At 61.5% G+C, this 26,460-nt stretch carries 26 protein-coding genes; 4 read left to right on the forward strand and 22 right to left on the reverse strand.

Going from position 1 to position 26,460, the window contains the following annotated elements; all coding sequences use genetic code 11:
- Window positions 1-364: 364 nt before the first annotated feature.
- Window positions 365-1,582 (reverse strand): glycosyltransferase family 4 protein, encoded by a 1,218-nt coding sequence (locus tag ACPFL9_RS15960; protein ID WP_426003824.1) that lies wholly within the window; start codon window positions 1,580-1,582, stop codon window positions 365-367.
- Window positions 1,583-1,648: 66 nt separating this feature from the next.
- Complete coding sequence (locus tag ACPFL9_RS15965; protein ID WP_426003825.1) at window positions 1,649-1,948, reverse strand: hypothetical protein; 300 nt, start codon at window positions 1,946-1,948, stop codon at window positions 1,649-1,651.
- A 709-nt stretch (window positions 1,949-2,657) separates the two neighbouring features.
- Between ACPFL9_RS15965 and ACPFL9_RS15970 the strand changes: the two genes are divergently transcribed.
- Complete coding sequence (locus ACPFL9_RS15970) at window positions 2,658-4,232, forward strand: DUF4434 domain-containing protein (protein WP_426003826.1); 1,575 nt, start codon at window positions 2,658-2,660, stop codon at window positions 4,230-4,232.
- A gap of 80 nt (window positions 4,233-4,312) precedes the next feature.
- Window positions 4,313-5,392, forward strand: coding sequence for an LCP family protein (locus tag ACPFL9_RS15975; RefSeq protein WP_426003827.1), 1,080 nt, complete (start codon window positions 4,313-4,315; stop codon window positions 5,390-5,392).
- Between the two features lie 347 nt (window positions 5,393-5,739).
- On the opposite strand, the gene ACPFL9_RS15980 is transcribed toward ACPFL9_RS15975, so the two are convergent.
- The gene (locus ACPFL9_RS15980) at window positions 5,740-6,693 is read right to left on the reverse strand and encodes an alpha/beta fold hydrolase (protein ID WP_426003828.1); all 954 of its coding nucleotides are present in this window, start codon (window positions 6,691-6,693) and stop codon (window positions 5,740-5,742) included.
- Window positions 6,694-6,721: 28 nt separating this feature from the next.
- A complete protein-coding gene (locus ACPFL9_RS15985) occupies window positions 6,722-7,171 on the reverse strand; it encodes a VanZ family protein (RefSeq protein ID WP_426003829.1) in 450 nt (149 codons plus the stop codon).
- A gap of 227 nt (window positions 7,172-7,398) precedes the next feature.
- Here ACPFL9_RS15985 and ACPFL9_RS15990 point away from each other — a divergent pair, with 227 nt between their 5' ends.
- Window positions 7,399-9,207 (forward strand): FG-GAP-like repeat-containing protein, encoded by a 1,809-nt coding sequence (locus ACPFL9_RS15990; protein WP_426003830.1) that lies wholly within the window; start codon window positions 7,399-7,401, stop codon window positions 9,205-9,207.
- Window positions 9,208-9,267: 60 nt separating this feature from the next.
- Here ACPFL9_RS15990 and ACPFL9_RS15995 read toward each other — a convergent pair whose 3' ends face one another.
- On the reverse strand, window positions 9,268-10,212 hold the full coding sequence (locus tag ACPFL9_RS15995) for a lipid kinase (protein ID WP_426003831.1): 945 nt from the start codon (window positions 10,210-10,212) through the stop codon (window positions 9,268-9,270).
- Between the two features lie 65 nt (window positions 10,213-10,277).
- The gene (locus ACPFL9_RS16000) at window positions 10,278-11,951 is read right to left on the reverse strand and encodes an ATP-binding protein (protein ID WP_426003832.1); all 1,674 of its coding nucleotides are present in this window, start codon (window positions 11,949-11,951) and stop codon (window positions 10,278-10,280) included.
- A 231-nt stretch (window positions 11,952-12,182) separates the two neighbouring features.
- On the opposite strand from ACPFL9_RS16000, the gene ACPFL9_RS16005 reads away from it, so the two are divergent.
- Complete coding sequence (locus ACPFL9_RS16005) at window positions 12,183-12,962, forward strand: response regulator transcription factor (RefSeq protein ID WP_426003833.1); 780 nt, start codon at window positions 12,183-12,185, stop codon at window positions 12,960-12,962.
- Here the strand turns inward: ACPFL9_RS16005 and ACPFL9_RS16010 are convergent.
- The 16 genes from ACPFL9_RS16010 to paaA form a co-directional block, all read right to left on the reverse strand.
- Window positions 12,959-13,438, reverse strand: coding sequence for an Hpt domain-containing protein (locus ACPFL9_RS16010; RefSeq protein ID WP_426003834.1), 480 nt, complete (start codon window positions 13,436-13,438; stop codon window positions 12,959-12,961). The genes ACPFL9_RS16005 and ACPFL9_RS16010 overlap by 4 nt on opposite strands.
- A 117-nt stretch (window positions 13,439-13,555) precedes the next feature.
- Window positions 13,556-14,440, reverse strand: coding sequence for a type II secretion system F family protein (locus tag ACPFL9_RS16015; protein ID WP_426003835.1), 885 nt, complete (start codon window positions 14,438-14,440; stop codon window positions 13,556-13,558).
- An 8-nt stretch (window positions 14,441-14,448) separates the two neighbouring features.
- The gene (locus tag ACPFL9_RS16020; RefSeq protein WP_426003836.1) at window positions 14,449-15,381 is read right to left on the reverse strand and encodes a type II secretion system F family protein; all 933 of its coding nucleotides are present in this window, start codon (window positions 15,379-15,381) and stop codon (window positions 14,449-14,451) included.
- 7 nt (window positions 15,382-15,388) lie between these two features.
- Window positions 15,389-16,678: a CpaF family protein gene (locus tag ACPFL9_RS16025; RefSeq protein ID WP_426007595.1), complete on the reverse strand. Its 1,290-nt coding sequence runs from the start codon at window positions 16,676-16,678 to the stop codon at window positions 15,389-15,391.
- A gap of 218 nt (window positions 16,679-16,896) precedes the next feature.
- The gene (locus ACPFL9_RS16030) at window positions 16,897-18,093 is read right to left on the reverse strand and encodes an AAA family ATPase (protein WP_426003837.1); all 1,197 of its coding nucleotides are present in this window, start codon (window positions 18,091-18,093) and stop codon (window positions 16,897-16,899) included.
- Entirely contained in the window at window positions 18,090-18,860 is a 771-nt protein-coding gene (gene cpaB / locus ACPFL9_RS16035; protein ID WP_426003838.1) for a Flp pilus assembly protein CpaB, read from the reverse strand. Before cpaB ends, ACPFL9_RS16030 begins: the two co-directional genes overlap by 4 nt.
- A gap of 31 nt (window positions 18,861-18,891) precedes the next feature.
- Window positions 18,892-19,920 (reverse strand): pilus assembly protein TadG-related protein, encoded by a 1,029-nt coding sequence (locus tag ACPFL9_RS16040; RefSeq protein WP_426003839.1) that lies wholly within the window; start codon window positions 19,918-19,920, stop codon window positions 18,892-18,894.
- Window positions 19,908-20,282, reverse strand: a complete 375-nt coding sequence (locus ACPFL9_RS16045; RefSeq protein ID WP_426003840.1) for a TadE/TadG family type IV pilus assembly protein — start codon at window positions 20,280-20,282, stop codon at window positions 19,908-19,910. The genes ACPFL9_RS16040 and ACPFL9_RS16045 overlap by 13 nt, the downstream gene beginning before the upstream one ends.
- Before the next feature lie 96 nt (window positions 20,283-20,378).
- Window positions 20,379-20,624 (reverse strand): Flp family type IVb pilin, encoded by a 246-nt coding sequence (locus ACPFL9_RS16050; protein ID WP_426003841.1) that lies wholly within the window; start codon window positions 20,622-20,624, stop codon window positions 20,379-20,381.
- 254 nt (window positions 20,625-20,878) lie between these two features.
- The gene (locus ACPFL9_RS16055) at window positions 20,879-21,277 is read right to left on the reverse strand and encodes a hypothetical protein (protein WP_426003842.1); all 399 of its coding nucleotides are present in this window, start codon (window positions 21,275-21,277) and stop codon (window positions 20,879-20,881) included.
- Between the two features lie 230 nt (window positions 21,278-21,507).
- The gene (locus ACPFL9_RS16060; protein WP_426003843.1) at window positions 21,508-22,287 is read right to left on the reverse strand and encodes an enoyl-CoA hydratase/isomerase family protein; all 780 of its coding nucleotides are present in this window, start codon (window positions 22,285-22,287) and stop codon (window positions 21,508-21,510) included.
- 8 nt (window positions 22,288-22,295) lie between these two features.
- Window positions 22,296-23,501: a 1,2-phenylacetyl-CoA epoxidase subunit PaaE gene (gene paaE, locus ACPFL9_RS16065; protein ID WP_426003844.1), complete on the reverse strand. Its 1,206-nt coding sequence runs from the start codon at window positions 23,499-23,501 to the stop codon at window positions 22,296-22,298.
- An 8-nt stretch (window positions 23,502-23,509) separates the two neighbouring features.
- A complete protein-coding gene (gene paaD / locus ACPFL9_RS16070) occupies window positions 23,510-24,055 on the reverse strand; it encodes a 1,2-phenylacetyl-CoA epoxidase subunit PaaD (RefSeq protein ID WP_426003845.1) in 546 nt (181 codons plus the stop codon).
- A gap of 5 nt (window positions 24,056-24,060) precedes the next feature.
- Window positions 24,061-24,984, reverse strand: a complete 924-nt coding sequence (gene paaC, locus ACPFL9_RS16075) for a 1,2-phenylacetyl-CoA epoxidase subunit PaaC (RefSeq protein ID WP_426003846.1) — start codon at window positions 24,982-24,984, stop codon at window positions 24,061-24,063.
- Complete coding sequence (gene paaB / locus ACPFL9_RS16080; protein ID WP_426003847.1) at window positions 24,981-25,409, reverse strand: 1,2-phenylacetyl-CoA epoxidase subunit PaaB; 429 nt, start codon at window positions 25,407-25,409, stop codon at window positions 24,981-24,983. The genes paaC and paaB overlap by 4 nt, the downstream gene beginning before the upstream one ends.
- Window positions 25,409-26,404 carry a 1,2-phenylacetyl-CoA epoxidase subunit PaaA gene (paaA, locus tag ACPFL9_RS16085; RefSeq protein WP_426003848.1) on the reverse strand — a complete coding sequence of 332 codons (996 nt, stop codon included), beginning with the start codon at window positions 26,402-26,404 and terminating at the stop codon, window positions 25,409-25,411. The genes paaB and paaA overlap by 1 nt, the downstream gene beginning before the upstream one ends.
- Window positions 26,405-26,460: the final 56 nt, after the last annotated feature.

Consider the following 26,460-nt stretch of genomic DNA (forward strand, 5'->3'; position numbering starts at 1 on the left):
CGCGCCACGGTAGCGGCCGCTCGGCTGCTGTTTGCCGCAAGCGGCAGCAAAGAATCGGCCAGCTCAGGCTGACCAGCAGCCAGCGCCGCTTCCGCAGCCCTTCGGGCCCTCCCTGCCGATACTTCCTGGTCCAACGTAAGGTGCAACCGCCGTGACACCGCCGCAGAGTCTCCGGCCGCGTGGCTGGCCAGAACCAGCAGCGGATGCGTGGACCGGGGAGCCGAATCCGATATCAGCCTGGCAATTGGGCGCACCAACCGGGAAGGGAGCCTTCGGCTGACCTGGAGTCCAAGAACGAAGGGCGCCTCCGTCAAGTGGTCGGAAACAGTGGCCGCCGCCATCGACATGTTCCGGATGAACTGCCTCATGCGGCCTTCCTCTTGGTCGGCGCCGGAGCATTCCTGCGCACCAACGAAGAGATCATATCCATGTAGTTGAGCGCCAACTGAGCGTAATCGGCATTGTTCCGTACCCACTCCCGGCCGCTCTTGCCCGCTGCTAAACGTGAGCGGTCGAGGGCCAGCTCCCGCCACAACTGGGCCACAGCTTCCGGATTTGACGCAACCACGTCACCTCCCCCGGCATCCAGAATGATGCGCTCAGCTTCACCCTTGACAATCGCGGTCACGTGTCGCCCTATCGCCAACACCTCGTAGGTCTTAGAAGGAACGGTGGTTTCGAAGGATTTCCAGTCATCCCGCAAAGAAACGATGCACGTGTCCGCTTCACGGTACTTGTCCACAACCGCCGTCCCGTGCAGGGAGGGGTAAAAGCTCACAGGAGCATCCAGCTCACGGGCCAGCTTCACCAGTTGGGGACGGTTTGTTCCATGCCCCACCAGCGTCAAGTGGAAGCCCTCACCAAGCAATGCGCTGGCACGGATTAAGACTTCAAGACGCTGGCTCTTGCCGTGGTTTCCCAAGTACAGAGCGTGGAAGATTTCCCGGTCCATGGCCGGGGGTTCGAGAAAGGGTATTGCTTCAAGGTCCAAACCATTACTGACCGTCTCCACGTTGCGGAGGCCTCGTGTCCGCAGGGTCTCGGCGAAGCCCTGAGTGACGGTCACAATCAAGTCGGCGCGATGCTGGACGAATTCCACTGCCCGCTCCACCACACTCTTGACACTGCCCTGGACGAGGCGGGCGTCCCTGGCCAGATCCGGCCAGGCGTCCCGCATCTCAACGATGAACGGCACTCCATGCAGCCGTGAGAGTACGTAGCCGGCTGCGAGAGTGGGCAGGCTCGGAGCTGTAGCCACGATGGCGTCGGGCTTGTTCCGACCCAATCCAAGCGGGACGGACATCACCGCGGAAAATGTCTGGTCCAGAAGTCGTGCAACTGTTGAGGTTCCAAGGTGGCGCAGATAAGGAACACGCCGGATGATTTCGCCGTGCGGTCCTTTCTGGTGCGAGAACGCAATCCCGGCTTCGCGGCGGGGAAGATTCCGGCGTCCATTGGGATAGTGCGCCACCGGAGTGACGACATCCACGTCCCACCCTGCCTTGAGGAATTCCCGGGACAGTGAAGACCACCGGCGCTGCGGCGGACTATGTTCGGGCCAGTATGAATGGGTGAGGAGCATGAGTCGCAATGGACGTGCATCAGGGGCAGTCTCAGCGTTCTCCCTTTTGAGGGAACTTTTCATAAGCTACTTGCCGTTGAGACGGGAGCCGCGCATACCCTTGGAACGCAAGGCGCGGAAGTATGCCAGGCCCAGCAAAACCAGAACCAGGACTGTGAGGCCCTGCACGATGGGGTTATTCTCGGCCACTGGTGCCAAGGCGACCTTCAATGGCCCAGTGATGTCTGCGTTGGCAAGGGGAACGGCAGCTGTTCGTGTCTGCGTTGGTGTCGATGTAGGAGTCACAGTTGGCTCCGCAGGTACTGCTGAAGCGGATTCCGCGGCAACGTCCGGGACAACCGCGTAGGTCTCAACAGGCTGTTCCATTGGAACGACAGGCACAGGCGCTGAAGACGGGCTTGGCGCGGGAGGAACTTCTACCGCAGGCACCGTGGGCTCAACCACTGGGGGAGCAACAGGAGCCGGTGCGGGCGCTGGCTGTTCAACCGGAGGCTGGCCAGGAGGTTGTGAGGGTGCAGGCTCCAACGGTGTTGGGTCGGGGGCGGGCTGAACGACTGGCGGCAGGACCACTCCGGGAAGACTGGGCTGCGGTTCCGGAGTCGGGGATGCAGTTGTATCCGGTGCCGGACCGGTCTCTGTGGCCACCGCGGGTTGAGCTCCCAGAAACCCGAGAATCCCCAGCATCAAGACCAACACTGCGGTCTGAACACGCTTGATTCCGGTACCCAACTTCCCCCCTGTTACTACTAGTTCGAGGCATGTTCCGGCCTCGTCGGCAAGCCAACCGCCAGAGTCAGGACGGCAGGGAGCCGTCCATCACGCGAGGGCGGCCCGGATTAGTTTATCGTATGGACGGAGTCACGTCGTTCCGGGCCGCTCCATGCCTGACCACTTGAGGCAGTTCCCGGCGAGGATGGTGGAGGCCTGCTGATATCGTCGTCTTGCCGATAACCCCACCTAGGAAGTCATGACGCTGCCGAGAGTATCCGGAGTACCCAAGAGACAGCGCCCGGGACATGTTTGGGTTTGGTACGCAGTTGTTCCCCTGGTTGCCGCAGTTCTTCTGGTTATTGGGTTGAACGCAGTCGATTTCGATTCCAAGCCTTCTCCGAAGGAGACGCCACGGCCGGCGCCGTATCCCATCAGCGGATACTTCATCTCGTCGACTTCCGACGACGCCAGGAATTTTCAGAAGTTAAGGGACGTCAAGGCGGTTGGGGGCGACACCGTCATCACCTTCGGCAACTCATTGGTGCCCACTCCGGCAGAGTCACTCCCGGCAGACTGCATAGTTAATGGCGACAGCTGCGCCGGCGCCCTGAGTTCCACCATGAAAATCAATAAGTTCTTCACCTTCTCGGACGGGGGCCAGTGGGGAGAGACGGCCCTGAAGTGTCCGCAGGACCGGAGCGTTGACAGCAGGGGAAAGACCTACACCATCCTGGCTTTTCCAACGGAAGGCGAAGGTTGCCGCTCCCCCACCAACACTTACGACGTCGTAGTCGCAGGGGGTAGCCGAACTACTGCCAAAGATCCCACCGTTTCCCTTGCCCACGCGGCTTCCGAGCTGAACATGAAGTTCTTTGCGGGGATGCCGGCTCCTGCTAAACGGAATGACATTGAGTACCTGCCCGATCTCAGTTACAGCAGCACTTTGCAGCGCTTCACTGAACGCTTCCTCGAGTATCAGGCTGCTAAGAACGATGTCCCGGGGCTGGCTGGCTTCTATCACCATCTGGAGATGCCCGTGAGTGACAACCCCTTCTTCGAGCCGATCCTGTCCGTGTATACGATGCAGAACGAGGCGATACACCGGATCCTTCCCACACGGTCAGCCCTCATTAGCCCCTATATAGAAGCACGACGCGATTCAGCCAGCATCACCCCGCAGAACGCACGGGCAGGAATTCGAAAGATTGCCGCCACAGCCAGCAGGCTGGAGCTCAACATCGCCATCCAGGACGGCATGGGCACAGGCAAGGGTGCGGCCTTCCTTGAGACTGATGCTGCGGCGCCGGTGGACGAATACGCTGCCAGCATCGTGGGCAAGGGAACCTGGAAACAGAGATACGTCGCCCCAAATAAGGACTACTTTGACGCAGCCGCGGCCGGCATACGCGGCACGGGCGCTATTCTGTGGGCAAATCTGGAAGGCATGGCCCCGGCTATTGCTTCCAACGACTGTGATGGCAGCCTGCGGGGTCAAACCACCTTGCCCAGGATCGACAGCCAGCTTCAGCAACTGGGTAAAGCCAGGAAGATCGTCTCCTACATGTGGGACCCCTATTTCACCTGTGAAGGCCAGAACGCCCCACTGAAGGACCAGCTTGCTGATGGATTTCACACATCCCTTATTACCGACACGGTGTTTGATGCAGAAGCAGGAGTAGTCCGCGTATCCGGGTTTAATCTCGCCGGGCACGGCTTACACGTCGAATGGACACTGAAGGACGGCTCAAAACAACAGCATCATGTCGAGAAAGCAAACCCCGAAGAAAATTCGGACAGAAGCATGGATGCCAATCCACGTCTTGAGACGGTAACCCTGGACGTCGGGCCCACAAGCCTGCGGGCAAGCCGCTCCTACAATGTTGGCATCGGGAAAAGCCCGGAACTGCCGCGCGGCACAGCCTCGCCTCAAGGCGACTAAAAGCCCAACTGCGGCTCCGGCCAGGCTTTCGAGCGCGTCTTGGTAGAATCATCACTGCTGATGCCGACACCAAGGAACATATGACGCTCCCGACAGAAACCGAAAATGCCGAGCCACAGTCGCGACCTCGGCGTCAGAAGAACCCCAAGAAAACTGCGAGAAACGTGCTTCTTGGATTTGCAGCCGTTGTACTCATCGCGGGCATCATTGGCGGTGCGTACATCTACAATCTGGCACAGACATTCAATTCCGGGACAACGAAGATTGATTCTGCATTCCCGGAAGAGTCCCTGAGGCCACAAAAAACTGAGCCGACCAATGGCGCCGCCGCCCCCATGAACATCCTCGTCATGGGCAGCGACACGCGAGGATCGGCCGAGTTGGACGTCGATACTGCGGCATCATCAGACCAGCGTGCCGACACGCTGATGCTGGTGCACATTCCTGCAGACCGCAAAAACGTCTATGCCGTTTCCCTCATGCGTGACCTGTGGGTCAACATCCCTGGAAAAGGCGAATCCAAAATCAACAGTGCGCTGGCCCTCGGAGGTGTCCCTCTGATGGTTCAGACAGTTGAGTCGCTGTTCCAGCAGAGGATCGACCATGTAGCCATGGTTGACTTCGAAGGATTCAAGGGTCTTACCGATGCCTTGGGTGGGGTTGAAGTTGACGTCAAAATACCGTTCGCGCCCGCGTCCGGGCCGATGAAGGGGCATTATTACCCTGCCGGAAAACAAACCCTGAACGGTGACGAGGCGTTGGCATACGTCCGTGAGCGCAAGTCCTTCAGCGATGGGGATTACCAGCGCGTCCGCAACCAGCAGACCTACATGAAGGCGATCATCAGCAAGACGATTGCCCGGGAGACTCTGACCAACCCGGTCACTGTGAACAGTATGGTCTCAGCCGTTTCGCCCTACATCAGCGTGGATAAGAGCTTCGATGCTGCAGCGATCGGCAATCTTGCAGTTGGGCTTAGGGACCTGCGGGCCAGTGACACCGTCATGTTTACCCTCCCCACCCTCGGTACCGGCACTTCAGTGGATGGCCAATCGATCGTGGTTGCCGACACCGCCGCCATCTCAGAGATAGCTGACGCCCTGGGCAAGGACCAACTTGGCGCCTATGTAACGGCACACGCCTTGGAAAAGGGCAACTGACACCAAACGACCCGCCCCTGGCTGAAGACCATTCTTCAGCCAGGGGCTTTTTTCGTGTTCTTTTCACAGTGTTTACCGGCAATTCTATTGTTCAGCTCCAATAGCGGACTGTACCGTGAGCACCACCACGAGATTCGTGTACAACTTCTGGGGAGAGAAATACATGAAACGCACTTTGGTTGCATTAGCTGGTGCCGTGACACTTGCACTGACAGGCTCTGCTGTCCCGGCGTTCGCCGCCATCACGCCGTCGCAGGTCACCACCGGCTTCACTGGTTCCGCTTATGGGTCCTATATTTTCAATGCGGACAGGACTTTAACATCCGGCCCTACAGCCAGCTCAAGCGTTAGTTGCACGGGTGCCACAGGGCGGACTTCCAGCAATACAGCCGCGGGCTGAACGTGCTGACGGTGTCAAGCGTCGGGCTGTTATCCGTCAAAGCATTAGGAGAAGGTGGTCCGCTGTTACAAACAGCGGACCACCTTCTTAATTCCCCGTGTTTCTGAAGAAAGAGACGAACATCCTCCGCCACCCGTTCAGGGCATTCCCACAGCACCAGGTGGCCGGTTCCCTGATAGATCTTCAACTGTGCGTCCGGGATTCGCCCAACGAGGGCATCCTGGTGATGCCTCGGCAAGAGGTGGTCATGGGATCCCCACAGAATGAGCGTGGGCGCCCAAATTCTTCCGGCCTCTGTCGGTGGAACCGCCTCGTACAATCCTTTCAACGACGCATTCCAAAGCGCAGCCGGGACCGCCAATCCATCCCGAACCCTGTCTTCAATGTATGCACTCGGAACGACGTGCAGAAGTTTGAACCACGACAATGACTCCCGGACCCATCCCTCTGGAATCGGGTCCTTCAATTGCGCAACCTCATCGGCAAAGGGTGGCCTGCCCTGCAAGCTCAAGGGTGCCCCGACCAAGATCAACGAGGCCAGCAGCTCCGGATGCATCACTGCCAGTTGCTGGGCTACGTACCCGCCGCTGGATGATCCAAGGACATGTGCCTTCGTGACTCCGAGGCATGTCAAAAGTGAAGCAACATCGCCGGCCATGGTCTCCAGCGAATAGCCTTCGGAGGGTTTGTCGGACCCACCGTGGCCACGCAGATCGGGTACCACAAGGGCTCTGTCCGGGAGCGCGGCTATCAGCCGCTCGAAACTTCCCCAGGACTCAGTCCAGGCGTGCAGCAGAACCAAGGGCGTGCCGCCGTCGTGCACGTTGTCGGGCGACCCTTGGATAAAGCACCGAAGACGTATCCCTGTCTTCAGGACAACAGTCCTGACTTCGGACTCCATCTGCCCAGATTACTCCCCGCCCGGGTCCTCACCCATGGGACCGGGCAGCCCGCAAGCCAAGCTTACGCGCCAAGAAGACACCCAACAGAGCTCCCGCTGTGTTGGCGATGACATCGGAAACCGCCGTCACCCTTCCAGGTATCAAAAGCTGCATCAACTCAATGAATGTCGAGGCAACAGCACCGAGCAGCACCATGCTCCGCATGGTCCACGTCTGTGGCCACAGGGCCAAGGTCAGGCAACCAAGCGGGATGAACATAACGATGTTCGCAACGAACTCAATGACGATGGCTGCCGTATCGATCGGCACCCCAACGACCGTAAGCCAGCCTGCCATGACTCCGACGAACCCTGTGACTTTCTCTGCTTCCTTGGAAGGCAGGAAGACAACCAATGCCAGCGCCACCAAGTAGCCAGCGAACAGTCCGAGGAGCCACCGCCGTTTGATTTCCAGTACGGGGCTTTTGGCGGTAGTCATTCGATTAGCCTAAGTGGGGCCCAGCCTTTGTGGGTCATTCGCCGCGACGGCGAGCGGGCACTGTCCCACCCGCTGTATGATCCGACTATCCGACGGTTGGTCGGCTTCGTCTTTGGGGGGACTCACTTATGGCTTCCACGTCCGTTTCGCGCGCACTCGGCTTGGTTGGATCACGACGCCGGAGCTCAGCAGCGGCGGGAACGGTCGCCGTTGGACTCGCCCTGGCTTTGGCGCTGGGGACAACTTCGGCTCCTGCGCATGCGGATGTGGTGGTGGATCGCTTTCCCATCCCGCAGTGGATCACCGACATAGCGGTGAATCCTGTCACCGACACGGTTTTCGTCGCCTCCGGTATCGAAGGCGTAATCCGCCATGGAGCGGGCGGTACGAAGAAAATCTACCCAGAGGTCGGAGAACGTATTCGGCTTGCCGTTAATTCAGTGACGAACAAGCTGTATATCAACAATTCGTACGGTGCGGTCGTGGCTTTTGATGATGCCACGGGAGCGAGCACGGAGATAGCCCTCGATGCCACCCCGACAGCAATTGCAGTGAATGAAAAGACGAACAAGGTATATGTCGGCACCACGACCGGTCTTGTCGTCATCGACGGCAGGACGAATGCGGTCACTCCAGTCCCAGGCGCCACCTCAACCAGGGAAATCGTGGTCAACACCGTCACCAATACGGCTTACGCTCTCTCCTCAGGAGCAGTAAAGGTCATCGATTCGCTCGGCAAAATCACTTCGACTGTCTCCATAGGGGCGGGGGGCTTTCTTGCCATGGCCCTCAATCCGACCAGCAACAAGCTATACGTCACTACGGCGCCGCAATACGGCTCAAGTTTGAAGGTCATCGATGGTGCCAGCAACACCATCACGGGCACCGTAGCTTCAAATGACCCGCTCGGTGCGCTTGCCGTCAATCCTGTAACCGACAAGGTTTACATCGGTTCAGGCAACGACGCCAACAGCTCCATCAAGGTGGTCGACGGCCCCACCATGACCGAGTCCGCCATTGTCCCTATCGCAACGCCAGCTAACACCATTGTGGTCAATCCAACGAACAACAAGGTTTACGCCACCATGGCTGTTCGTGGAGCCACCATTATCGATGGCCGGGATAACTCAAGCACCGTCCTCTATACAGGATGGGATCCCGGAAAGGCGGCCGTGAACCCGCGCAACAACAAGGTTTACGTAGTCAACACTGCTAAATCCGGATTTCAGGTGAAGCAGTTCACAGTGGCTGTTATTGACGGTAACGCAAAGAAGCCGGCCAAGAACGATTTCAATGGGGATGGAAAGGCCGACGTCCTGGCTCGGGACGCTTCGGGGCTTCTCTGGCTCTACCCCGGCAATGGCACCGGAGGGTGGTTGCCCCGGGTCCAGGTAGGCCAGGGATGGAACGTCATGACCGCCATGGTCACTCCCGGTGATTTCAACGCGGACGGTCACGCCGATCTGTTGGGCCGCGATGGCGGGGGCCTGCTGTGGTTCTACCCGGGCAACGGCGCCGGAGGCTGGAAACCGCGCGTCCAGGTTGGACACGACTGGCAGACCATGAACTCCCTGCTTGCACTCGACTACTACGGCGACGGATACCTGGATCTCATCGCCCGCACCACTTCCGGCTCATTGCAGCAATACGTTGCCGATGGGAAGAGCCGCTTCCTGCATCCCGGCTGGGCCGGTGGTGGCTTATACAGCGCAGCCGGATTGACTGAGCTGACGGGCGTGGAGGATTTTAACGCCGACGGGCTCGGTGACATGGTTGCCAGGGACAGTGCCGGCGTACTGTGGCTCCACGGGGCGACCGGTTTTGGCAGTTGGCTCCCCAAGCAGCAGATCGGCCAAGGCTGGAACGCCATGAACTCACTGGTTGGTCCAGGCGATTTCAATGGCGACGGTAAGGCAGACATTCTTGCGCGCGACGCGGCGGGAAATCTCTGGCTCTATTCCAACAACGGCGTGCGTACCTGGCCCTCCGCTATCAAGGTAGGAACCGGCTGGAACGTGATGACCGAGATCCTCTAATCTGCGGCAGCCGAACCAAAGCAGGGAGAATGGGCGTGCGGGTGCCTAAACCGTGACCCCTCAGCTCCCCCGCACCCCGTCGAACGCCGCACTCGTGCTCCCCTGCGGCACCACCACATGGACGGCGTTGCGCTCCACAACAAATTCGGTGGGCGACTCTGTGGCGATCTCGCCGTCGAGGTTCACCGGCTGCGGCTGATCGGTGACCAAACGGACGCGCCGGGTCTCGCAGTGGAACACGCGATCGTGCTTCACAAAGCTTCCGTCTTTGAGGAGCCTGGCGATTTTCACGAGCTCCGGGAGGGGTGCCTTGGAAATCGCGTAGATGTCCAGGGTGTGATCATCGATCCCTGCCGTGGGTGAGACCGTGTTGCCGCCCCCGTAGTGCCGGCCGTTGCCCACCGCGATCTGGATCAGGTCGTCAAATTCCTGCGTCTCCAGGTCTCCGTCCGGGAACTCCAGCCGTGCCGCAAACGGGCGGTGCCTTGCGTAGGCCTTCACCGTGGCAACGCCGTAGGCCAGCGGACCGATGTACCGTTTGAGGCGGTGGCTGAGGGCTTGGGTGACACCCACGGAAAGGCCGGCGGACGCGACGTTGAGGAATGGCTGGCCATTCGCCCGGCCAAGGTCGATGTCAACCACTTTCCCACTGGCTACCACGGCGCAGGCCGCCGCCAGATCATCAGGTATCTCGAGCGTGCGGGCGAGGTCGTTGGCAGTGCCCAGCGGCAGCACACCAAGAACAATGTCTGTGCCGGCCAGTATCCCGGCGGCGTGGCTCACCGTGCCGTCCCCGCCACCAACAACAACAAGGTCGTGCCCCTCCGCCATAACCCCGCCGAGGGCAGGTGCAAGGTCCGCCCCTGACCTGAGCAAGTGCACAGCGGCTACAGGGACACCGGCCCCTTTAAGGGTGTTGATAGCTTGGTCGCTCACCGCGGCACCCCGACGCGAGGCGGCGTTAATCACGACGGCGGCCGAGCGCACCTCACGTAGGGACTTCATGGGGACCATCGTAGGCGGATCCACCTTGGAAAAACCTGCGAGAGGCCCGCAGGAACCCGGCAGCGTCAGCTGGCGGCAGCAGCGTCGTCGTGCTCTGCCGGAAGCACCACGGTGAAAGTGCTGCCCTTCCCGGGCATGCTGCTGCACGTGATGGTGCCCCCGTGGCGTTCCACGATCGACTTGGTAATGGAAAGCCCCAGGCCGACGCCGGGAATTGCCGCCTGCCGGGCGCTGTCTGTGCGGAAGAACCGGGTAAAGATCTTGGCGGTTTCATCACTGGTCATGCCTATTCCGGTGTCGCACACCTCCAGGTGGATCCAGCCGTCGTTGCGGGCCGCCTTCACGTTGACCTGGCCGCCACCGGGCGAATACTTGATGGCGTTGGATATGAGATTGTCCAGCGCCTGGCCCAGCCGCAACGGATCCGCCTCCGCCCACAGCGGGGACGGCACGTCGGCAACCAGGCCAACATTGGCGGCGTCTGCCTGCGCATGGGCCGACACCAGGCTGTTCTCCACCAGACCCGACACATCTGTCCTCCGCAAGTAGACGCTCTCGACGGCGGCGGAAGACAACAGCAGGTCCTGCACCAAAGCATGGAGCCGCTCAGCGTTCCGCTCCACCACTTCCAAGCGGCGCCGTGGTGCGGCGGGAATCTCCTCATCCCCGTGGAGTGCAAGGTCCATGTTGCCCAGGATCGATGTCAACGGGGACCCGAATTCGTGGGAGACATTGGCCACCAGTTCATCCTTGGCTGCGAGGGCTTCAACCACATCGGTGACGTCGCGGAACACGATCACCGCTCCCCCGAAACCGTCGTCAGCCGGGCGTTTCATGCTGCGTGCAGCCGTTGAGATAGCCCGCTGCTCCGGGCCGGAGCCAAACCAGACAAGGTAATCGGAAAACGTCTCTCCCTGGATCGCCCGCTCAATAGGGCGCTTGCCGGGCGGCAAGGGCGTCTGCTTGTCCAGGCCATGGATGAAGCTTTCATCGTCATCGGTGGACGCTCCGGTTTTGGCCAGCCGCAGAAACTCCCTTTGTTGGTTGTTCGTCAGGACGGTTTTTCCTTTTGAGTCGACCGCGACAATACCGACGTCGATCGTGTCCAGAATGGTCTCCAGCAGCATTTCCCGGTCCTTGCTCGCAGCGAGCAATTGTCTGAGGGCTTGATCCCGCTCACTAACGCGCCGTTGCTGGATCCGGGCATTGGACCCCGATAGCCGGATAGTGATCGACACGGCCAAAAGCAGCAACGGCAGGACTGCCACAGAGAAAATGTCGGCAGCGGTGGGTTGGGGCAGGTGGGAGATGAATGCCGGGAGGGAGATCACCAAAGGGCCGGCAAAGCTGATGGACAGGCTCGTCTTGGCGCGCAGTCCGGAAGCGGACAGCCAGATCACGGGGAAGAGAGCCAGGACGGCCAACCCTGGCAGCACACCATACGATCCACTGCGGGTAAACGCCAGGGCCACAAAATCCAGGATGGGAATGATGAGGCTTGCGTTCGAAGGCAGCCGCTCCCAGGGCACCAGGAAGCAGGCCAGGAACAACGTGCCATGGAGGAGCAGCCCGACAACCAGCATCCAGTTCTGGAAGAGGGTTGGCCAAACTCCGCTCGAGGCAACGATCAATCCCGTGACAACCAGTGTCAAAGGCAATTCACAGACCGCAACTTTGGCCCGCGGCGTCAGTTTCCTGAAAACGCGGACGGCGGTCCGTAGAAAGGGCTGCTCAGTCAAGGCAGGACTCGTTGGAGGGAGGCACGGACCAATTACTATCAGGAGCCGTTTCCCGCTGGCAATGGCACAGAACGGAGCAGATCAGGCGAAATGGGCTCTGATGTTGGGATCGGCACATATTGCACATATTAGGTGCCATATAACTTGATTGCTTGTATCGTACGTATTGAGGTGACGCTTTCCGTATTGCGCTGGGCTTGCGGTGGTGCGTACCGACTCGAGGATATTTCAATGAACGAGCCTGGGGTTGCTGTAGTCATTGAGGATGATGAAGACGTCCGGAACCTGGTGGGCGCCATCCTGAAGGAGGCCGGCTTTGTGGTGCACTCTGCCGCGACCGGACGCGAAGGCGTCGAGGTCGTCCGGGACCATCAAGCCGTAGCCGTGACGCTGGATGTTGGCCTTCCGGATATGGACGGCCATGAGGTACTGAGGCGGATCAGGCAGTTCAGTGACGCGTACGTGGTGATGCTCACGGCCCGGCGCGACGAGCCAGACACCCTGACAGCCTTCCTGACCGGCGCGGACGACTACGTCAAGAAACCATTTCTGCCCCGCGAGCTCAGGGCCAGGGTCACGGCCATGATGCGGCGGCCTCGAGTGGTGTCCGCGCAATCCGTGCCGGAGGCCCAGGCCACTCCGATGGGAAGTCCGATCCGCCAGGCTACGGCCAATCATGCTTCCATTGAGCACAACGGCCTGACCCTGAACTACAAGGCCCGCACTGTTGTCCTGGATGGCAAGCCTGTGGCCCTGACCAGAAGCGAGTTCGACCTGCTCCTCGATCTGCTGCGCAACCCGGGGGAAGTGCGGACCAGGGCTGATCTTGTGCGGGCCGCCCGTGGTGATTATTACGACGACGACGCCTACATCAGCGAAGCTGACGAGCGTGCCGTTGAGACACACATCGGCAATCTGCGCCGGAAGCTGCGTGAAGATTCGCAAGCTCCGCGCTTTTTGCAGACGGTTCGAGGGGTCGGCTATATGCTCGTTCCCAAAAAGACAGACTAACCGGTTGGATCCGGTTCCGGAGTCGAATTCCTCAGGACATAGCTTTCTTTGAGCTCCTGGATTGTGCTTTCACCGCATTCGGCAAGCTCATGCAGGAGCGGCCGGGCCTGGACCAAATCTCCGTTGTTGATGTGTTCTTCCATTCGCCCCGCAAGACCTGCGAGGCGGACTCCACCCACCATGGCCGAAGAAGTCCGAAGGCTGAGGATGGCGTCCAGTGCGGCGGGCACGTCACCATGTTCGACGGCGGTGCGCAGAGTTTGGTGCCTTGCCTCCCAAAGCCTCACGAAGTCGCGCGCAAAATCACGTGCGATCCGAGGGTTATCCAGTTGGTCTTCAAGCAGTTGGAATTCTGCGAGGTCCAGGATCGGATCAGCCGAAACATGGCTGCCGTGGGGCAACCCGGCGAAGTGGCCCCCGCCGGCTGCGCCGGGGACACCCTCCACGTTGGCTTCACGGAAATCTGAACTGGACATAACTCGATGGTACTTCCTGAATTTGGGCTTAAACCGATCTTGTGCTGATCTTGAGCAAATCCTAACGACCTCCTGATTCTGGCAGTTCCTATTTGTTACTTCTCCTGTTGAATTTGCTCAGCTGCCGCCAAGGGTCACTATTGCGTTGATGGCCGCGGGCCCCAGGATGGCAATGAACAAGACGGGGAAGATGAAGAACAACAACGGGAAGAGGATCATGACCGGGAGTTTCATTGCCTTCTCTTCGGCCCGTTGACGTCGCTTGACCCTCATGACCTTCGCCTGGACCCTCAGGACCCGGCTGATGGCAATACCGTACGTGTCCGCCTGGATGACCGCCTGGACAAAGCTCCGCAGTTCGGGAACGTTGGTCCGTTGGGCCAACGCCAGGTAGGCCTCCCGGCGGCTTCGTCCCACCTGCATGTCCTGGAGCGTGCGCACAATTTCTTCCGCCAACGGCCCCTTGCCGTTTTCCCCGGCCCGGGCCATGGCCCCTTCGAAACCGAGACCTGCCTCCACGGAGATCAACATCTGATCCATGGTGTTGGCCAGTTCCAGTTGGATGGTCTTTTGCCGTTCCTGCCCCTTGCTGTACAGCATCAGGTCCGGGATGAAGTACCCCAGCAGGACAACGAATATGCCCACAAGCCGGATAAGCCCGCTCGAACTGTTCGTGGTGATGAGCAGTCCGAAAAGGGCCCCGCAGAGTCCAAGGGCAGGTTTGGCAGCCAGGACCCGTCCCAAGGGAAGCGACTGCGGACGGCCGGCCAGTGACAGCAATCGGTCAAGCTTCTGGACGTAGCTTGCCGGAGTGAGTTTGTAACCGATGCGCTCCAGCAGCCCGATCCGCCTCTGTTCCCCGGCGTCGGTTCCAACGTAGCCCCGGGTGAGTAGTTCCTTGACGGCCCGTGGGGTCTTGCGGTCAACGGAAAGCAGGGACCAGGCCAGGTAGGCCCCCGGCAGGGGTACCAGCAACAGCGACATATACAGGAAGGGGTGCACGGTTCACCTCAGAATTTCAGGTCGATGATTTTGCGCATCCACAAGCCACCGATCGTCATCAGAATGGCTGACAACGCGATCAGGCCCCAACCAAGGGGATGCGTGAACATCACGTTCATGTAGCCCGGGTTGACCACCATAAGCAGCAGAACGATGCCGAAAGGAAGCGCCATGAGGATGTAGGCCGAGAATTTTCCTTCGGCAGCCAAGGACTTGATGTGTCCCTTGATTTCGCTGCGTTCGCGGATGGTCTCATTGACCTGGTCGAGTACCTCGGCAAGATTTCCGCCCACCTCCCGGTTGATCTGGATCGCCTGGGCAATCCACACGAAATCCTCGCTCCGCATTCTTTCTGCGGTATCGCTCAGGGACGCGTGCACGTCGCGGCCAAGGCTCGTCTCCGTGATGATGCGTCGCATTTCCTCGGCCGTGGGGCTTGCCGATTCAGCAGCAGCTGCATCGATGGCCCGGAGGATGCTGTGGCCGGCCCGCAGGCCTCCGGAAAGAAGCTGCAGGGTATCGCCCAGTTGGTCATCAAAGGTGCTGCGCCTTTTTCCGGCCCGGAATTTCAGGACCAGATGGGCTATCAAGGGTGCCGCAAGGCCCAGGAGAACGGCAATGAGGACGCCACCGGCGACAAGCCCGATCAGCGCGCCAACAAATGCACCGGCAATAACCAGGACAACAAAGTCGGCCTGGCTCATCCGCACTCCGGCATGATCAAGGGTCTCGCGATTGAACAGCCGGACGTTGCGCCGCGTCAGGAACCCATGAAGGGCCTCCGTGGTGGAGCCGGTCAGTTTGGTCAGTCCCGAGCCTGAGCCGAGCTGGTAGGGCCGCCGGCGTTCCAAGGGAACCTCAGGGGTTTTCGGAAGAATCACGGCAATGCCGAAGGCGACGATGGCTGACAGCATAAGGGCCAACCCGGCAAACAGCATCATGGCGTGCTCAAGTCCTCACGGTGGTTGTCAAAGGGGCCGCAAACAGCTCTGCCGGAACCCGTATTCCTACGTCTTCGAAGCGATCGATGAAACGTGGGCGGATGCCGGTTGGTACCGGGCGGCCGAGGAACCTGCCGTGATCATCAACGCCCGCCGAATAGTCGAAGACGAAAGCGTCCTGGAGGGTGACCACGTCGCCTTCCATGCCTTGGACCTCGGTAACGTGCGTGATGCGGCGTGTTCCGTCGCGAAGGCGGGATATCTGGATGATGAGGTTCACCGCTGACGCTATCTGCTCACGGATTGCCCGCAGTGGCAGGTCCATCCCGGCCATGAGGACCAGGGTCTCCAGCCGGGCCACGGCGTCCCTCGGAGAATTCGAGTGCACCGTGGAAAGCGAACCGTCATGGCCGGTGTTCATGGCCTGCAGCATGTCCAGCGACTCTCCCCCACGGACCTCGCCGACGACGATCCTGTCCGGACGCATGCGCAGGGAGTTCCTGAGCAACTCCCGGATGGTGACCTCACCCTTGCCCTCGGTATTGGGCGGCCGGCTTTCGAGCCTGACGACGTGTTGCTGCTGGATCTGCAGTTCCACTGCGTCCTCGATGGTGACAATCCGGTTGTCCTCCGGAATGAAGGAGGACAAGACATTCAGCAGCGTGGTCTTGCCGGTTCCGGTGCCACCGGAAACGATGATGTTCAGCTTTGCTTTGACGCAAGCGTCCAGGAGCTCGGCCATCTGGGGCGTGAGCGTCCCAAAGTCGATCAGGTTCCTGACCGTCAACGGCACTTTGCTGAACTTGCGGATCGTCAAGGAGGACCCGCCGACAGCCAGGGGCGGGATCACGGCATTGACGCGCGAGCCGTCTTCCAAGCGCGCATCCACCAGGGGTGATGATTCATCGATCCGGCGACCCACCCTGGAAACGATGCGTTCGATGACTCTCCGAAGATGGTCCTCCGAGCTGAAAACCGATTCGGTGAGGGCCAGTTTGCCCCGCCGTTCGACGTAAATCTGGTCCATCCTGTTGACCATGATTTCGGTGATGTCCGGGTCGTCAAGCAGGCGCTGCAGTGGCCCATAGCCCAGGACGTCATCCGCCACGTCCGCAACCAGCCGGCTGCGCTCCTCCGCAGAAAGCGGCACCTGCTCGGCGTCGATGATCCGGATCAGCTCGTCACGGGCCGTGCTCCGCAACTCCAGTTCACTGAGCGAGGAATCATTGAACCGTGCGCCCAAGCGCTCGAACAATGCCGTCGCTGCACGCCTCTTGAGCGCGGCAAAGGCGTCCACCGGTTGTTGGGTCCTGGGTTTGGGTGCATCAGTAAAGTCGGCTGTTGTGGCGTGGGGGTTTGCTGTACCGGAGGCCTTCACTTGGAGACCGGGCTTGCCTTGCTGGACGGCCTGGGCAAAAGTGGGTTTGCCTGCTGCCGGGTGGGCGGTTTCGCGTCTATGCTCTGCCCCCGGAAGCGACGCCACGTCCTCGGCGTCATGCAGGCGTTCGGAAAGCTTCACTGGACGACCACCCTTCTGTGGAGTTTCCTTTGGGTTGTGTTCCGCCATGCGGGGTTGAAGCGCTGCACCAACTGGTTGAGGCCCTTCACTGCCGGGTCCTTCATTGCCTCCTGGAGCACGGGAATTCCCCGGTTGGTGGAAAGGGCTACGGCTTTGGAACGGGGGATGCTCACATCAACCGGGGCGCCTACGGTCGATTCGACATCCTGGACCGACAACCCGGCTTTGGAGTCGGCCATGTTGAGCACCACGTGACGGCCTTCCGGGATGAGGTCGAGCCTGCGAAGTATGTCCAGCCCCGACCGGAGGCCGCGCACGCCGGGCACATCCATGCCGGTCACCCAGACAGCATCCGTGCAGTGTTCCAGGGCGGCAAGTCCGATCTCAGGAAGGCCGGGAGCAGTATCAACGATGACGTACTGGAACTGTTCAGCCAGCTGGTCCAGCAGCCGGGCCACCTGCTCCGGGGTAATCCCGTCAGCTTCAACCGGGTTCTTGGGGGCGCACAAGGCATAGATGCCCGCCGGGTGGACAGTCAGGAAAGCCTTGAGCACCAGCGAGTCCTGGCTGGCGGTTGGAGTCACGGCGTCTGTCACCGTGTGTTCCGGATTGAGGTACAGCCCGGAGGCAACGTCGCCGAACTGCAGGTCCAGGTCCACGATCACCACGCCCATGGGGGCGATCTTGCCCAGTCCCACCGCGATGTTGGTGGCGATGGTCGTTTTGCCCACACCGCCCTTGGGAGAGAAGACTCCGATGACCGTGCCCTTGGGTGCGCCCGATGGTTGCGGTTCCGCTGTCCGGTGGCGGGTCGCAAATGACTGGCACGCTCGTTCAAGGGTTACCCGGATCTCAGCCACCTCTGCCGTGGGCCGCATGATGTCGCGGATCCCGGAGCGCATGGCTTGGAGGATGAAGTCAGGGTCGGGTTCGGTGACCAGCAGCACGCTCAGTTCCGGCAATTGCACGGTGAGCACCGTGGTCAAGCGGAGGGCTTCCTCCACGGGCACGTCGGGGCCCAGGATGAGCACCTCCATGGGTTCCTGGTTGAGGGCGCCGAAGAGTTCGGCCGGGTCAACGGGGAGGACGTTGGTGAAGAAGGTCTGCACGCTTCCGGGGAGTCCGCCGGCAACTGCCTGCCGCAGCCGCTGATCAAAATCGGCGCTCGGAGTAATGAGGACGAATCGGCTCATTTGTAAATCTCACTCCTCTGGATAATCCGGGGACCGTTCTCCTGGGCGTCCAGGGGCTCCTTGCTCAGCCAGATCTTGGCGAACTCCGAGGCGAAGACGATCTTGGACGCGTCGACGTCACTCACCGCCACCGTCAGGAGCAGTGATCCAGTGGGGAGAGCCGTGTCCTTGGGATCGGCGGCGGACCCCTGGGTGGGGCTCGGAGTCGGCTGGGCCGCCGATGGCTCCGGAGCACGCTGGACAGCGGTCACCAGGACCTTGTGGATGGTCAGCTGGGTTGTTTCCTTCTCCGGCTTTGCCTCGATTCCGCCACCTTCCATGGAGATGAAGATCCCCACATGGTCACCGGGCACCAAGCGACCACCCACCACCCTTTGGGGCTCGAGTTGGAAGGAGACCTCCTGCAGTCCGTCCGGCACGTCCACCTCGCCGCTGGCTTTCAAGGCCTCCGGGACGATCAGGCGTTCGGCGACCAAAGGCTCCCCCGGGACCAGGTCCACAGCAGCGACCTTGCCCGTGGAATCACCCAGGGCCTTGATCGCCGTGGCGGGGACGGCCGCAGCCGGGAGCTGCTCGGCCGTCACTGAACCCGTCATGGCTTCCACGGGTGTGCCGGCCGGAATCGGGGCCTTGACCATGAGGACATCCACGGGGGCCAGGTTTTGAACGGCCCTTTGATCGGCGCCCTGGGCATAGGCAAAGACGAGGATCACCCCGACGATGGCCAGCAAGGCCGCGGCCGATCCTGCCACTAGGCGTGATTTCACTGCTGCTCCTGTGCTGATGAAAGGAAAGGTGTTACTTGGTCAGGCGGACGATGGTGGCCCCGTGGGCACTGACTGGGCCCAGTGTGTAACCGTCGGCCAGGGATACGTATTTGACGAAAGTCCCGACGATTCCGCGGCAGTTTCCGCTACAGGAAAGTGCGGAGGACACGTACGGACTCGCGTTGCGGAAGGTGTCCGGCAGGCTGGAGTTGCCGCTGAACTTCCAGCCGATGACTTTGAAGGCAGCGAACGACACCAGGTGGTAGATGGCCCCGCTTCCCGTGCCCGTTACGGCGTTGAAGACAGGAAGCAGAACAATGACGTCCTTGCCGGCGTTGATGGTGTCAGCCCACTTGTTGAGTGTGCCGGCGCAGTTGGTGGGGATACTGTTACCCGGCGCGCTCCCGCCCTCGCTGAGTGCAAGGTCGATGTAGCCACCGCAGGAACCTGGATTCTGGACGGTCCATCCGAATCCACCTTCTACTGCAGCACCCGAAGGCCCGTAGTTGCAGCCGGGGTTTGCGCCACTGCCGTGTGCCTGGAGAAGCTGCGGGTTCCCCCCGACCTGTCCCTGCACCTGGCAGACCGAGAACGTGAGCGGGAAAGGCGTGGTGCCGGTCAAAGGGCTGCCCCACTGGACCGTGGACGAGGTCAGGACCTCGGCTGTGTTGATGCCGAGGGCACGCGCGAAGACCAGTGAGACCGAGTTCGCCCCGCCACCGGCCTGTTGGGAACCGGCAGACACCGTCACCGTTCGGTTGGTGAGGTCCAGGTTGACTGAGTTGATGTTGCCCCGGCTGTCTATCGAGTTCTTGTTGGCCAGGTCCTTGGCAATCTGCGGCGTAACCGAACAGTTGGGGTCACTGATGCTGACAGCGCATTTCTGAGCAACTGCCAGCGCTGCAGCATCGGATCCGTTCTGTACCTGTGCCCTTTCCGAGTAGAGCATTCCCGCATCCACGGCGAGCGCAGCAAACGCGAGCAGCACCACCAGGATCAGGGCGACGAAGACGGCCACAGCTCCCTGTTCGCCGTTCCCGCAGGCTCTTATCCGCCGCATTGCATGGCTCCTACACCCTCCATGGGAAACGGTCCTGCGATCCCGGTGAGGGTGCTGAGCGTGTACTTGATGGTCACCGACATTTGCATGCCGGAGGCGCAGCTTGGTGCGCTGAAGGTGAAGTTCGTGTCAAGCAACTTGGGGTTCAGGGAAACGGCCGCGTTCTTGGCGGCCGTCCGCGCAGCCGTCACGTCGTTCGAAATTGCCATCACCCGCACGCCCTCGCGGGCTGCGTTCGAGAGTGAAACCTGTGCGTTGTAGGCCCTTCCGAATTCCATGATTCCGAGCACGAGGAGCACCAGGACCGGTGCCAGCAGCGCGAATTCGACTGCTACAGCACCCCGTTCTGAAGCCCTGTCCATGGAACTGCCCTTTCGGTTGCCGGTCAGGGGTGGTTGTGGAAGGAAGAATGCCGGGTGGGTGGCCCCTGCCCCACCCACCCGGCACAGCGGGCCGTTTTACTTGGAGCAGCTGCCAACGACAGCGGCCGTGGAACCGGACGCCGGAGCGGAGGCAGTCCACGTGCCGCCCTTGACGGCACATGCGGAGCTGTTGAAGGTCTCGACGAGGTTGCCACCGAGGAGGCTGACGGCCACGATGATGACCACGGCGATGAGGGCAACCATGATGCCGTATTCGACGGCGGTGGCGCCGGTCTCGTCACGACGGCCACGGGAAGCGATGTTGTTGAGGTAGACAAGCATTGTGAAACTCCTGAGCGAGTTGGGGATTTGGGCTGGCCCGATACCAGCTCCCTCACAACGTAGCAACGAAAAATACCCCCAAGCGGAGTCTTGGGGACATCCTGCGGAAAGGCTCTGGTTCCTGCGCTGGCGCTGCGCTGGTCCTGTACTGGTCCTGCGGAAATCCTCGGAAAAAGCTGCTGGTATCCATGCAAATAAAGGCCGCGCCACCATGGCACGGCCTCTATTTTTTGTAGGTAACTTCGGCGGACGGCTCAGCCCATTGCGGTGGCCGTGGCCGGCGGCAACGAGAATTGCTTCCGTGCCCAGCGGGCCAGCTTCTTGCCTTTGCCCTTCCACCAGTTGTCTTCGTCTTTGTCGTGGTGTAAACGGAAGATGATCACCACCAGGACAGCTACGCTCATGACCACGTTCAACCAGGACGACATGACGGCTTCGGCCAAGGTACTGACTCCCATGACCATGACCGACGGCACCGCCAAAGTCCTGAAGATGGTGCTCGCCACGTAACGGCGGTGCGAGCGGGGCACGGACAGGGCACGCACCATGTCGAAGCAGAGGCAAACCACCACCATGATCTGGCCCAACGACATCAGGATGAGCCCGGGCAGCGAGCCCGCGAACATGGCCGCCGATTCCATGCCGGCGCTCATCGGAGACCCTCCATTGCCGCTGTGCCGCGATCGCTGAATTCACGCATTTGAACTACTCCCCAGACCAGAAACCCGTTGAAAACCGATGGTCTCCATTGAATCCTGCACGCGGAAGGGTGGTCACGAGTAGTCAGTACTCGAATACGTGGGCGGGATCTACTTGGTTGGCACGCGTGTACTCGGTCCAAGCCCTGCGTGCCGCTGTTCAGGGCGTTCAGGGCGACCCTGCCCTACCCCTTGAAAACCGGCGCCCGCTTCTCCTGGAAGGCCCTGAAGCCTTCGGCGTAATCGTCGGTCTTGCACAGGCGCGCCTGCTCGGTGTTTTCCTCGGCCATGGAAGCCCACAGGCCAAGGCGCTGGTCGCGGATGTGGGCCACCAGTTCCTTGGAAGCGACGAACGCCTGGGTGGCACCTGCAGCAACGCGGGTAACAATCGCCCGCGTTTCATCCAGCAGGGACTCAGCCGGCATGGCCCGGCTGAACATACCCTGTGCCACAGCCTCGCTACCGGAGATCAGGTCGGCCGTGTAGATCAGGTCCAGCGTGCGGTGCATGCCCAGGCGTTCGGTGAAGTACCAGTGCCCGCCCGAGTCCAGCGTTGCCCCAAGCTTCGCAAAAGGAGACCCGAACTTGGCGTTCTCCGCCACGTACACCACGTCCGTGGCCAGCAGCAGCCCGAGCCCAACCCCCAGGCAGGCACCATGCGCAGCAGCGAACGTCGGCGCCGGGAATGCCGCCATCTTCTTCAGCAGCGGCTCAACCAACCCGCCCAAATACGCCTGGGCGTCGTCGGTTTCAGGGGTCACCCCGGCAATGTCGCGGCCGGCGCAGAAAGCGCGCCCCTCTCCCCGCAGCAGCAGCGCCCGCACTTCACCACGCGAGGCGGCGGCAGCAGCGTCGTCGTACGCTCTGCCCAACTCAAGCAGCGCGTCCTCGTTGAGCGAGTTCAGCTTTTCCGGGGCGTTGAGGACAATTTCGGCAATGCCGTTTTCAAGGGAGAGCTCGATCATGGGACTCCTTAGACGTCGAAGTCGACGGTCAGTTCTTCGCTGGTGGGGTGGGCCTGGCAGGTGAGGACGTAGCCCTTGTCCAGCTCGTCCTGCTCAAGGGCGTAGTTCTCATCCATGGACACGGTACCGGTGACCAGCTTGGCGCGGCAGGTGCCGCACACGCCGCCGGCACAAGCGAACGGAACATCGGGACGGACGCGCAGGGCAGCGTTCAGGATAGACTCGCGGGCATGCGTCGGGCTGGCGACATCGCCGGTGAGGCCGTCCAGCTTGAACGTGATCTTGTACGTCTCCTGCGACTCGTCCTCCACCACGGGACGGCCTGCGTGGCCCTCGGGACGGTCCGGGCGCCCGGTGGTGAACAGCTCAAACCGGACGTGCTCCGGCTTCACGCCACGGGAGGCAAGGGTGTCCCGGCACAGCTGGACCAGCTCAAACGGCCCGCACAGGAACCATTCATCCACGTCCTCGGCGTGGATCGCCGACGACAGCAGGGACTGCAGCTTCTCCGCATCGATGCGGCCGGTCATGAGCGGCGCGATCCGCTGCTCGCGGGACAGGACGTGGTGCAACGCCAGGCGCGAGGGGTACTTGTCCTTCAGGTCGGCCAGTTCCTCCAGGAACATCACGTCCATGGCGGCCTTGTTGGCGTAGATCAGGTCGAACCTGGTGTCGGGATTTGCAGCCAGCAGCGTCCGCGCGATCGCGATGACCGGCGTGATGCCGGAACCTGCGGCGATGGCCACGAAACTGCCCGGCTCCCCCGCGAGCTCCTCGGGGTGGTTCATCGAGTTCATCACGTTGTGCTGGACGTCCGAGCCGTCCTTGCCGTGCCGCGAGATGAAGGCACCCTGCGGGCTCATGACGTCCAAGGCATCGCCGGCCTTCAGTTCGGCGTTGGCCCAGGTGGAGAAAATACCGCCCAGGTCTTTCTTGATCGCCACGCGGATTTCGCTGCTGCCATCGTCGAACGTGCGCGGCTCTGCGCAGATCGAGTAGCTGCGGCGGACCTCGTGCGGCTCACCGTTCTCATCCGGCAACGTGGTGCGGAGGGCCACGTACTGTCCGGGTAGGTAGTCGTACTGCCCGGCCAGCTCCACGGGAACAGCGAACGTCACCTCAATGGCGTCGTCCGTCAGGCGCCGGACTTCCGAGACGGTCAGGTGATGGAAAGACGCACGACGGCGGCTGGCCGTCTGGGTTTCGGTGGTCATGGAATTCCTTACAGGACTTTGAAGTAGTCGAACGGTTCCTTGCAGTCCTGGCAGACGAACAGCGCCTTGCAGGAGGTGGAACCGAAGCGGGTGAGTTCCTTGGTGTTCAGCGACGAACACTGCGGGCATTTCACAGCCAGGCTCAACCGCACCGGACCCGAATGGCCACCAGCGGCGGCGCGCCCGGTGGGAGGCGCAATGCCGTATTCCTCCAGCTTGGCTTTGCCGGATTCTGTCATCCAGTCCGTGGTCCAGGCCGGGGAAAGCACCAGGTTCACCTCAACAGCTGCGTATCCGGCGTTGCGGAAGGCAGCCCGCAGGTCGTCACCGATGGCGTCCATCGCGGGGCAGCCCGAGTAGGTGGGCGTGATGGTGACCTCGACGGCGGTACTTGCCGGGCCGCCGTCGTGGTTTCCTTCGGGCCGGGGTACTTCCGTAACCCGGACACCGCGCAGGATGCCCAGGTCCTCGATGGTGAGGACCGGGATCTCCGGATCGCAGACCGTGGAGGCGATGTCCCAGGCCTGCTGTTCAGCAGTGGTGACCGTTGCCATCACCATCACCAGCTCGCGCCCGGGTGTTCGCGGGCCAGGACCTGCATTTCGGCCAGGACGTAGCCCAGGTGTTCGGAGTGCTTGCCACGGCGTCCGCCACCCAAGGACTGGGGAACGTCAGGGGCGGTCAGTTCCGCTTCGGCGAAAATCTCACCGGTCAGGCGATCGAAGGCCTCGCGCAGGCTGGACGGCTGGACCGTGACACCGGCTTCGGCCAGGCGGGTGGTGAGCTCGTCGTCCTCGAAAAGTTCGTCCACGTACGGCCACACCAGCTTGAAGCCCTGGATCATCCGGGCACGGGACTCATCGGTTCCTCCGGCGAGGCGCAGCACCCACTGGGCACTGTGGTCGCGGTGGTAGTCCACTTCCTTCACGGCCTTCGCGGCGATGGCAGCGAGGGTGGGATCCGTGGACGCAGTGAGCGCTGTGTAGAGCTCGAACTGGTAGAAGCTCACAATGAACTGCCGTGCAATCGTGACCGCGAAGTCGCCGTTGGGCTGCTCGAACAGGTGTGCTGAGCGGAATTCGTGCTCGCGGCGGAAATACGCGAGGTCGTCCTCGGACTTGTCCCAGGCTGCCCCGGCGTAGGTCAGGAAGGACCGGGCGTGGCCCAACTGGTCCAGGGCAATGTTGCCGAGGGCTATGTCTTCCTCAAGCTCGGGCGCACGGGAGATCCAGTGGCCCAGGCGCTGGGCGAGGATCAGGCCGTCGTCGCCGATCCGCAGCGCGTACTCTGCCACGTCCTCGCCCGGCTTGACCTGCCCGCGGCGGACCTCAAGGGCAATGTCTTCGGGGCGCAGCGCGTTGCCCGGCGTGATGCGCGTGGCGCTGGCCGAACCGTCGCCGGACGCACCGGCACCGTGGACGCCGACGGAGATGTCGCCGTGGCCGTCGATCGCGAAGTCAGTGTTGGTTTCGTGGGAAGTCACAGGTGCTTCACGCCTTCGCTCTTGGTGTAGTACGTGGCATGCCGGTAGTCCTTGCCCTGCGGCGACTCGAAGAAGGCACCCTTGGAGTCAGGATCGCTGGAGGCAATAGCCTCGGCCGGAACCACCCAGATGGAGACGCCCTCGTTGCGGCGGGTGTAGAGATCGCGGGCGTTCCGGAGGGCCATGGCGGCATCCGGGGCGTGCAGCGAACCTGCGTGGACGTGCGAGAGGCCACGGCTGGAGCGGACAAAGACCTCCCACAGGGACCAGGGCGTCTCTTGGTGAGCCGCACCGGTGGCGACCGAAGGCGCAGAGGCGGGTGCCGGCGTCGTGCTTTCTGCCGTGGTGGCAGCAACCTTGGGTGCCTCGTTGTTGACTTCGCCGGCGGCGCTGGCCGGGGCTTCAGGGTTTCCGTGGGGAGCCATTATGCTGCGTTCGCTTTCTGTGCTTGCTTGCGGGCGTAGGCTGCCGCTGCTTCCCGGACCCAGGCACCATCCTCGTGTGCCTCGCGGCGGCGCTCGATGCGCTGCGAGTTGCAGGGACCGCGGCCGGCCAGGACTTCCTTGAACTCGTTCCAGTCCAGGGGTCCGTGCTCCCACTTCTTGGTTTCTTCGTTGAAACGGATGTCCTTGTCGGGCAGGGTCAGGCCCAGGACCTTGACCTGCTCCACCATCATTCCCACGAACCGGCTGCGCAGCTCGTCGTTGCTGAAGCGCTTGATGTTCCAGGCCATGGACTGCTTGGAGTTGGGGGAATCGTCATCCGGCGGGCCGAACATCATCAGCGACGGCGCGTACCAGCGGTTCACGGCATCCTGGGCCATCTGCTTCTGCGCAGGCGTGCCGTTGGACAGTTCCAGCAGGATCTCGAAACCCTGGCGCTGGTGGAAGGACTCTTCCTTGCAGATGCGCACCATTGCGCGGCCGTAAGGACCGTAGGACGCACGGCAGAGAGGCACCTGGTTGCAGATGGCCGCGCCATCAACAAGCCAGCCGATGGCTCCCATGTCCGCCCAGGAAATCGTGGGGTAGTTGAAGATGGACGAGTACCGGGCCTTCCCGGCGATGAGGTCTTCCATCATCTTGTCCCGGGTCTGGCCCAGGGTCTCGGCCGCCGAGTACAGGTACAGGCCGTGGCCTGCCTCGTCCTGGACCTTGGCCATGAGGATGGACTTGCGCTTCAGGCTCGGTGCCCTGGTGATCCAGTTGGCTTCCGGCTGCATGCCGATGATTTCAGAGTGCGCGTGCTGCGAGATCTGGCGCAGCAAAGTCTTGCGGTAAGCCGTCGGCATCCAGTCGCGGGGTTCGATGCGCGAGTCTTCCGAAATGATGCGATCAAAGTACGCCTGACCGGCTGCCTCCCGCTCCTGTTCCTCCGGGGACAGCTCAGCGGGCACTGACTGCAGATTCTGCGATGCCATGGTTGCTCCTAATAAATTACCGACCGTTCGTTCAGAATATGCGGAGCGGGTGTTTT

The organism is Paenarthrobacter sp. NyZ202, assembly GCF_049860755.1.
GTDB lineage: Bacteria > Actinomycetota > Actinomycetes > Actinomycetales > Micrococcaceae > Arthrobacter.

Bases quoted from the DNA above. Each gene is read 5' to 3' on its own strand.
- ACPFL9_RS15960 (WP_426003824.1), bottom strand. From the start codon at position 1,582: ATGCTCCTCACCCATTCATACTGGCCCGAACATAGTCCGCCGCAGCGC.
- ACPFL9_RS15965 (WP_426003825.1), bottom strand. From the start codon at position 1,948: ATGGAACAGCCTGTTGAGACCTACGCGGTTGTCCCGGACGTTGCCGCG.
- ACPFL9_RS15975 (WP_426003827.1), top strand. From the start codon at position 4,313: ATGACGCTCCCGACAGAAACCGAAAATGCCGAGCCACAGTCGCGACCT.
- ACPFL9_RS15980 (WP_426003828.1), bottom strand. From the start codon at position 6,693: ATGGAGTCCGAAGTCAGGACTGTTGTCCTGAAGACAGGGATACGTCTT.
- ACPFL9_RS15985 (WP_426003829.1), bottom strand. From the start codon at position 7,171: ATGACTACCGCCAAAAGCCCCGTACTGGAAATCAAACGGCGGTGGCTC.
- ACPFL9_RS15995 (WP_426003831.1), bottom strand. From the start codon at position 10,212: ATGAAGTCCCTACGTGAGGTGCGCTCGGCCGCCGTCGTGATTAACGCC.
- ACPFL9_RS16005 (WP_426003833.1), top strand. From the start codon at position 12,183: ATGAACGAGCCTGGGGTTGCTGTAGTCATTGAGGATGATGAAGACGTC.
- ACPFL9_RS16010 (WP_426003834.1), bottom strand. From the start codon at position 13,438: ATGTCCAGTTCAGATTTCCGTGAAGCCAACGTGGAGGGTGTCCCCGGC.
- ACPFL9_RS16020 (WP_426003836.1), bottom strand. From the start codon at position 15,381: ATGATGCTGTTTGCCGGGTTGGCCCTTATGCTGTCAGCCATCGTCGCC.
- ACPFL9_RS16030 (WP_426003837.1), bottom strand. From the start codon at position 18,093: ATGAGCCGATTCGTCCTCATTACTCCGAGCGCCGATTTTGATCAGCGG.
- ACPFL9_RS16040 (WP_426003839.1), bottom strand. From the start codon at position 19,920: ATGCGGCGGATAAGAGCCTGCGGGAACGGCGAACAGGGAGCTGTGGCC.
- ACPFL9_RS16045 (WP_426003840.1), bottom strand. From the start codon at position 20,282: ATGGACAGGGCTTCAGAACGGGGTGCTGTAGCAGTCGAATTCGCGCTG.
- ACPFL9_RS16050 (WP_426003841.1), bottom strand. From the start codon at position 20,624: ATGCTTGTCTACCTCAACAACATCGCTTCCCGTGGCCGTCGTGACGAG.
- ACPFL9_RS16055 (WP_426003842.1), bottom strand. From the start codon at position 21,277: ATGAGCGCCGGCATGGAATCGGCGGCCATGTTCGCGGGCTCGCTGCCC.
- ACPFL9_RS16060 (WP_426003843.1), bottom strand. From the start codon at position 22,287: ATGATCGAGCTCTCCCTTGAAAACGGCATTGCCGAAATTGTCCTCAAC.
- paaE (WP_426003844.1), bottom strand. From the start codon at position 23,501: ATGACCACCGAAACCCAGACGGCCAGCCGCCGTCGTGCGTCTTTCCAT.
- paaD (WP_426003845.1), bottom strand. From the start codon at position 24,055: ATGGCAACGGTCACCACTGCTGAACAGCAGGCCTGGGACATCGCCTCC.
- paaB (WP_426003847.1), bottom strand. From the start codon at position 25,409: ATGGCTCCCCACGGAAACCCTGAAGCCCCGGCCAGCGCCGCCGGCGAA.
- paaA (WP_426003848.1), bottom strand. From the start codon at position 26,404: ATGGCATCGCAGAATCTGCAGTCAGTGCCCGCTGAGCTGTCCCCGGAG.